This is a genomic window from Nostoc sp. DedSLP04, from assembly GCF_034530775.1.
In the GTDB taxonomy this organism is placed as follows: Bacteria; Cyanobacteriota; Cyanobacteriia; order Cyanobacteriales; family Nostocaceae; genus Nostoc.
Window position 1 is genome coordinate 1 of the sequence record NZ_JAVRCL010000119.1, and the last position, 8,064, is coordinate 8,064.

6 protein-coding genes are annotated in these 8,064 nt (G+C 40.8%); 1 reads left to right on the forward strand and 5 read right to left on the reverse strand.

The features are described from left to right. Positions 1–668: 668 nt before the first annotated feature. From RMX89_RS34095 to RMX89_RS34110, 4 genes are all read right to left on the reverse strand, one after another. A complete protein-coding gene (locus tag RMX89_RS34095; protein WP_322692097.1) occupies positions 669–944 on the reverse strand; it encodes a hypothetical protein in 276 nt (91 codons plus the stop codon). A 17-nt stretch (positions 945–961) separates the two neighbouring features. Beyond that, positions 962–3,919 carry a DUF5906 domain-containing protein gene (locus RMX89_RS34100; protein WP_322692098.1) on the reverse strand — a complete coding sequence of 986 codons (2,958 nt, stop codon included), beginning with the start codon at positions 3,917–3,919 and terminating at the stop codon, positions 962–964. A gap of 198 nt (positions 3,920–4,117) precedes the next feature. After that, positions 4,118–4,282: a ribbon-helix-helix protein, CopG family gene (locus RMX89_RS34105; protein WP_322692099.1), complete on the reverse strand. Its 165-nt coding sequence runs from the start codon at positions 4,280–4,282 to the stop codon at positions 4,118–4,120. 445 nt (positions 4,283–4,727) lie between these two features. Continuing rightward, positions 4,728–4,946: a helix-turn-helix transcriptional regulator gene (locus RMX89_RS34110; RefSeq protein WP_322692100.1), complete on the reverse strand. Its 219-nt coding sequence runs from the start codon at positions 4,944–4,946 to the stop codon at positions 4,728–4,730. A 1,229-nt stretch (positions 4,947–6,175) separates the two neighbouring features. Here RMX89_RS34110 and RMX89_RS34115 point away from each other — a divergent pair. Next, positions 6,176–6,304: a hypothetical protein gene (locus RMX89_RS34115; RefSeq protein ID WP_322692101.1), complete on the forward strand. Its 129-nt coding sequence runs from the start codon at positions 6,176–6,178 to the stop codon at positions 6,302–6,304. 29 nt (positions 6,305–6,333) lie between these two features. On the opposite strand, the gene RMX89_RS34120 is transcribed toward RMX89_RS34115, so the two are convergent. Further along, positions 6,334–7,845, reverse strand: a complete 1,512-nt coding sequence (locus RMX89_RS34120; RefSeq protein WP_322692102.1) for a site-specific integrase — start codon at positions 7,843–7,845, stop codon at positions 6,334–6,336. Positions 7,846–8,064 lie beyond the last annotated feature (219 nt).

Sequence of the window (8,064 nt, forward strand, 5' to 3'; positions counted from 1 at the left end):
CGTTTGCTCAAAACAAGGTATTTTCATAGCATTCAGGTTAGTCTCAATTCCTTAGCGTACGATTTTCCCAAATTGGCACGGTGATGCCAATTGGCACGGTGATGCCTTCTATAGCCTTTTGACCCATATTCGACTCTGAGTGTGTGATTCTCAACTATTTTTCGTTTTATTACCTAAAAGCTAGAGTACACAAGAAGTTTAGGCTTTTCATCTCCATTCTAGCTTTTACTGATTTGTTGACACCATTCTCAACTACTGAGGCGTTCGTTCTATCGCTATTGACTAAAAAAATTCATTTTTTGCGATCGCTCAATTGAGATTATCCCCAAACAGGATCACCAAAAGTGGACAAGACCCATAATCCTGGCTCAAGCGCAACTATAGTTGCAAATAATCCTGGTTTGTAAATGTCATGATTGCAGGTTTAAGCGATTAGTATTGCAGGTTGCTACAGGTAAGGGTTGGCGGGTTAAACGTACTGACCTACAAGAGTATATTGATAAGCTGTTTTGAATCTCGCCAAACTGCGACAGTATAAAACTCGCCAGTAGCATCAATATTTTAACTGACGTAAGAGTTTACAAAACTTAAAACTTAAAACTTAAAACTGCGATCGCGTTTGGGTAATGTCTCTGGATACGCGATCGCGCCTATTCACTCAGTAGAAATCAGTTTGTAATAACTACCCCCGGCATTGCCGTTTTTGGGATTTTTATTTCTGCTCCGAGAATAGCAGCAGAATGAAAAATATAAGATATATCAGTCTCGCCAATGTAAAAACAATCGCTTAATGATTCACCTTCTGTATTAGTGATTTTGTACAGCTTGTTTGGTAACAAAGGAATGTTTGAGGTCATAACATTTCTATCCATTTTTAAGTACATAAGTACTATATAGGATTTATCACTTGCAACACCGCTCAGAGGCAGATTATTAAGTGGCACATTGTTAAGAACCTAACTTAACCAATTACAAACGCTTCTCTGAGATAGACATCTCGGTTGCCTTCCTCAGTCACCACAGTAATAGTCCCATGCACTTTGTCATAGCTGACCATTTCACCTGTGAACCTGACAACGCCACTGTGTGATCGCACTTCTACTAGATGCCCAACATATAAATTGATATCATCGCCTTCACTCTCAGCCTGCAAGAGCGAGATTGGCTTATCTAGTAGTTCAATCTCCTCAACCTCTAACTCACCCGCCCCAGTTTGGGAGCTACCCGCCCCAGTTTCGCCCCAGCTACCGCCCCAGTTTTCCTTGTCTTGTAAGACTTCCGCCCCACCCGCCCCAGTTTGGGTTGTATATTCCTCTTTTTTCATTGGAGGAGAAAGTAAATCAATTTTCATATCTTCCTTTTCAATGTTTTCTCCAGAATTAGAAAAAGTGGGGCGGGTGGGGCGGGTTGCTTGCTGTGGCTGGGTTTCTGGGGCGGGTAGTGGGGCGGGTATGGGGCGGGTTTCCTCTAAAGTGGGGCGGGTAACTTCCAAAATGCCAATGCCTTTCAGTATTGGAATTTGTTTTTTGCGAACATCACAGTACTGAGTTGCCCTGACTGCCTTCGGGAAGAGTTGAGCGATTCGAGCGATGATTTGGTTGATGCCCTTCACGTTCTTGTCACTGGGTCGTACTTGGTCAATCCATGTCCTACGGTTGCCCTCATCTATGGTCAGCGTCCCGTTTTGCTTGTACCAGTTTTCTAAGAGCATCCACAAAGCACTCGCTGACATCTCCCCACCTTCGACATAACCCAGTTTTTCATCTTCAATGAAGTCAAAAAGATGATTATTCTCTCTCTGAAGGTTGCGGAAAGCGTCGGTTGTGCATTCGTAATCAATGCCTTCCTCTATAAGGTTGTTGAGAGCTTTCAGCATTCTATTTAGGAATGCGGGGGCTAATTTTGTCCTAATAAACTCTGGGTCATAGCGAAATCGGGGGTCGCCTTTTATCTCGTTTAAATTGTTTGGGTCAGGATTATCTACAAAGGTTTTCTTGAATTCTAGAATTGCAATCCTATCCTTGATTGCTTGTATTACGCCTTGAAAAGCGGGAGTTTCGTTTAAGTTAAAAATACCTATTGCGCTAGAAGAGAATTCTATATGGTCTTTCCCTTTGTGTTCGCAATGCAATGTATCTCCAGTAATAAACAATTTTAAACTTTGAAGTCTATCAATTCTGCTTGTTTGTGGGTTCTCAGAAGCCCAATTAACTCGACTATATATAAGTGGGGCTAGCCCGAACTTCCTGCCTTCGTCATAGGATTGAAATTCACCCAAGGACACAGAAGTTAGTCCGTTCTTCCCGTAAATCGTTGATACACACTCGCGCAGGGCATCTTTACCATTAGAGCCAAGCCCAATCGCAAACATTGCTTTTACCTCTCTCCCTCTGAATTTTCTAACAGTTTGAAGGTCAAGGGATGCAGCAACATTTCTGATAAATATTTCTTGCTGTGGTTTGTCTAGACAAGCTAAAAGTTGCTCACAATATGTATCGTCAGCATTAGGGTCATATTCAATTAACGGTTCATAAATGAAGTAGTCCTGGGGCGTATGCGGGTCTAATCTTATTGTAAAATCCCTGCCTTCCCACTCAACCCTGACTATTCCATTGGTGCAATTTACCCCAGGAGGATTAATTAGTTCTGCCTCAATTGCCGTTCGCATTTTTGCCCATTCCAAAACCTTCTTGACCGAACTGGGCGAGGTGTAAGGATAGGATTTTTTACCTTGCTCATTTTCAACTGCAAAAGAGTTACAGAAGTCAGTTATTCGCTTAGTTTCTCTAGAGTCTGGGGAGTGTTTATAGTGGTTGCCAGTATGCCAGTAGAGTTTATCCGCAGCACAAATCCAACTCTTATCCCCATAGAGAGTTTTGAAAGCAATTTGAATGAAGCTGACAACTGGATCATCGTCAGCGTTAATTTCTTCTGCCTGTTGTGATCGCGCTGCTACGGCTGCATGAATCTCCTTTTCTAGCTTGTGGATAAACTCTATTACATCCATCTGCCCTAAGACTTCCTTAATATCGGATGATTTATATGGTAGTCCAGGGCAGATGTCGTGAGGGTTAATCCCTATTAATGCGATTCCAACTTCGGCGGCGCACTCTTGGCAGGTCTTGAGTTTCTTTAGCCCAGTGTCGTCGGGGTCATGCAGGAAAACGATTAATCCTATGCCTGAATTCTTGAGAAGTTGGTATTCTGGCAGGATTGATTTTTTGTCCCAGGCACTACCTTGGAAGGTAAATCCAGCAATCCCATGCTCTCGACCAACTTCTACGCATCCCTCACCTTCATGCTGGAGTAGTGCCGGGGTTCCATTTACTGATTTGGCGGCGGCGATCGCTTCATCAATACGATATGCCCCCCAAGTTTTATCACCCTTTTTCATCTCTGGTGTGCCGTCGGGGAGTCTATGCCATTGCCGAAAACTCTTGTCGTAACCTTTTTCTTTACTGATGTCTGCCCATTCGTAACGGTCGATCCATTGAGTTGGCGAGTATTGATAGGTTGTTTCGGTTGCGTTTCCGGGGATGCCTTTTCGCTTACTCCTTAATTTTTGAGGTTGGGGAATATTGGTCGCTGGCTCCGGCAGCATCACTAAGTTTGAGTCATGCGGGATTTGGGTTGGTTCGGGTTTGACCGTCTTAAGTTTGACTGGCTTTCTGTTTGCCGAGGGGGTGTAATTATTGCCCTTTCTCTCTGCCGGCACTTTAGCCCAAGGGTTTATTGCCTCCCTGACTTCCGGGCAAGGGCAGCCGTTGAAGCAGGTATACTCCCCGGTTTCTGGGACTATCGACAAGTTATGCCCACCGCAAACGGGACAGATAAATTTACCCTTCTCCTTGGCTGGCTCTAGCTGGTCTTGGAAGTTGCGAATGTCGAAAGAGGCGATTGAGGCGAATGTATCTGTCATGACTACAACCTATTGAAGTGAGGGTTTGTAGCCTGTACCAGAACGAAAAAATTGCAAACTTAAGCCTTACAGAATAGTAATCAATGTGGTAGCATTGATTTAGAAAAAATATTAATCATTTTTGATTGTTTGCTTTTCTCGCCTGGTGGTACAGGCAATGAGAGGAGCAATCTTTTTTATATATAGATTGCTTAACTATTAAAGAATTAGACCTTTCGCTAGGGCATATTCACGTATTGCCCTACGAATTAATTCACTTTGGGTAATATTGAGTTTTTTGGCAATTTCAGGAACTCCTATCTCCCAATCTGGCAAGCGAAAACTGGTTGTCCTGTCCTTCAACGTGGCTCTTGATTTTGCCATTGCCTTAAGTTTTTAAAATTACTTTAATCGATCAAAAGATAGCATAGTTTCTAATAAGAATGCCAGCTTTTTTTGGCTTTACCCTTTAAAAATGAAATTCAATATACCACAATTCATAAGGGTTACAGCCTGCAATTGCTATTAAGTAAGGTCTTTTAGAGTTTAAGAGTAATATTTTAAAATAATTTGATTTGAACCTCCAAAAAATATAACTTTACAAAACTCACACTGTTTAAATCATGTGTTGCACAATACATCGGTAGAGACTCCTATAACTTCAAAATGGCAGCCGATCATCAAAAATAAGGGTCAAACTTGGGTCAACACACCCTGATCAGGGAGGTTTGAGAAAATTAACGAACCTGGGAGCAGATACCAGAAGCACTGAGTTGGTTTTGAAAAGGCTTCGTGCAATTTCGTTGAATTTCAAGAGAAATGCAGCAAGTTAATCTCCTGCTTCTCTTTCAATTTGCAATAACTCTTCGATTCCTTTCAATTCAAAATACTTACATAAAGTCAGAATTGTATTCTCATCAATGCGTACAACTGTGTTCCTGTAAAGCTTTCCGACAGTGCTAGGGGCTAGCCCGGTATCGCGTGATAGTTGTGTTTGGGTAATTCCTTGTGCCTCACATAATTCCTTCAATTTACAATTCAACTTCATGATCCAAAAGGCTGATAGATATACATCTTAGTTGCCTAGCAAGCTTGCCAGCTAGATATAAGTTGCTGCCTATTTTACCATCTCTTGATATAAGTTGTACTAACAGTTTCCACATTAACACGCTTATTATCTTCCACGCTTCTAAGCTATAATGCCTCTAGTATAAGGGGTATAAGTATCATTGGAACAGAAAACCGGGTTAAGCTTAAAAGCCGTATTCGCTAAGATTTTCTCGATAACTAAGGTCATTGACGGGGGTAAATGAACAATCGATGCTGTTGGCAAAAGTATTACAGGAGCCTAAACAAACGTATTACAACTAAAAGCTACAACCACAGATTGAAGGTTTGAGCTTAGGTAATACTTTAAAATACAAACACGTATTACATTCGCCAACAGTATCAGCAATCGTACAGAAAGTTACGCTAAGGCTGTAACCCTTACTAGATATGTATTCTGCAAATCGATATTTTTGGCAATTCTCGATGTACCAATTAACCTATAGGCTATTTGGTGCAACAATTTAATACGGCACAGCAAGGCTTTAAAGCTCCTAAATTTCATAGACTTCAATTGGTACAGTTTCATCCGTGGCGATCGCAGTATTGAAAACAGCCCATTAATTCCTTAGCGTAACTTTCGGAATCACTGCTCATTTGACCCCTTGACTTAAACTTATTATCGAGTCACTACTCAACGATAAAATAAAGGTTTCAGATTCTAAAAATTTTTGTCTTACTCATGTAATATCTCTTAACCCAGTTTTCTGCGCGAATGCTACTCATATCCCTATAATTAACCATCTGTTAGGGTTTTCCATAGTATTTACCTTTTTACATTGAATTATTTGCGAATTAAAATCTTTAAAACCATGATGATTAGAACTAAACCAACATTTCTAATTTTTCAACTTTCCTAAATATTTGTCACAGGTATTTATGACGCTTCAATCCTCAATCAATTTAATTAAATTGAGGATTTTTGTTCACTTAAAAAACAAACCGGGGACTCATGCCCCCGGCTTCGGGTTGATATTTAATTTTGGTTTTTTTGATTTTAATTTTCTACTGCAATTATATCTGTATCAGCAGTCGAAATGCAAGGCGAACTTCAAAAAAAAATGTAAAGTTTTATTAGAGATACCTATATTGTTTGACGATTGCAAGCTTGGAGAGAGCCAAATAATAAAATGTTTTCGTTAAGAGATCGGGAATCCTTTACTTTCTTATTTGCGATCGCTGATTGCTCAAGCACCGCCAGAAGAACAAGCAGAAGTCTTGCACTTAGTTGCAGATTCATTTGCCAGAAATCAGAAAGCCGAGAGTAATCTAGACACAGTAGAGTTAGCAGTAGGATAACTACTTTCAGCACATCTCCTCCCCAGGTTTCACTTTGGGGGCTTAACAGTCAACGGTGGCGGTGGTGGTAAAGTACCCGTAGGCAAAGACTGCAATGCTGATAAAGCTGGAGCTACTTTTTGCTCTGGAGTCCGGCGGTCATAAATCTGGCGCTGCATCTTTTGACCGTGGGCCATCAGTTCCGCCAACGCAGCTAGTACCGAGTCCGATGTTCCAGAAAGTTTGAGATATGTCACAATCGAATCTCTTACCATGTGAGGAGTGAAAGCTTTTCCTGTCAGACGATATATTCGTTTCCGAAAATAGTTGTATAAAGAGCCATCTGTTAGCGGTTTTCCATTCAATTGGGTAAATACATAGGGGTGGTTTGGATTGAAAACCCCTCGCCATTTTGATAACCATTCTGACAATAAGGGATATAAACTTGGTGGGAGTTCTACAATTCGTTTCTGTCCATTTTTACAATAAGTATCTCCTGTTTTAAAATCCTCTGCTGTATGTTCAACAAACCATTTCTCGTCGCGATTTATTAAAGTTCTTCCAAACTCTAACTGTTGTATAGTTCTGGATCTATCTGGGAAGGCACTCAAAAACATACAAATTAAAGCGACTTGATGACTTTGAGCGATAGCCCGTAAAGAGCGTTGCTTACCGTATTTATCTTTTGGAGCGCATTCTTCTTGCAAACGCTGTACACAAGCTTTAAATGTTAACCAATCAAGCCATTTTTTGGATTCATCAGCGCAACGTGGTGTGACATTGACTCTTGCCATGATTTCGCACTCTAATTGCCGCAACTCTTCAATTATTGGTATATCCTTATATCCAACACGTTTGTTAGCTACTTGTTCACGAGATTGAGATTTAGATTCCTTGTGATACAAGTATTTAGCAACAGCAACTAATGATTCCACCACTTTTAATTCGGTATTAGGGGAAGCTCCACGAGTTTCCCTGAGCCATTGTAAATGTTCATCAACAAAATCCATAATATAATCGATAGCTTCTTCATCTCGCTGTCCATTTTCAGATAAACAGCTAGTAGGAACAAGGATTTTTAAACTTAATTGGTTTAGAGGTATATCCTGATAACGGAATAACCATCCTAATAAACGTTTACAGTTGTTAACATGAGCGATAGCGCTCCGCTTTCTTAAAGGAGCGTCTTGACGTTTACGATTGCCTACAATTGCTATCTGAAAACTTAGAAAATTCTCGAATTCTTGTTTTAATATATCTGAGATTTCGTGTTCTTTTAATCCATAAGCATAGTTAGGGCAACTAGATGTAAGCTTTTTGTCTGTAACCCGGAAATGATCGCCGACTCGGCCTCTTTTTTGACGGATGGGAGGGCAATATTTTGCAGCATCTGTTTTGGCAACTATTTTCCACCAAGATTGGCTACTGCACCAAGAGAGCATCTTTTTTAGATGCATCCGGTAATTTCGGGCACTTGCACTTCCTGCTACACCTAAAGAAACAAAAACTTCACTCTGGTATCCCATTACATTAGGCATCTCCGATATCGGCACCTGTTTCATGAAATCTAATCCAGCGTTTACATCCTCTTGAGTCAGTTTCTTCCGTGTTGGTAAGGGAAATCCCCACTTGGACAGCGTATAACGAATTAAAGCGGTACGAATTCCTGCTGTAATGTCTTGTTTGCTGGGGATCTGGGTGGATTTCAGATATTCACAATAAGGTTGATAACTGGAGTTTAGACTAAGCTATGCAAAACGACCCAGCAGGGCTGAGTTAAT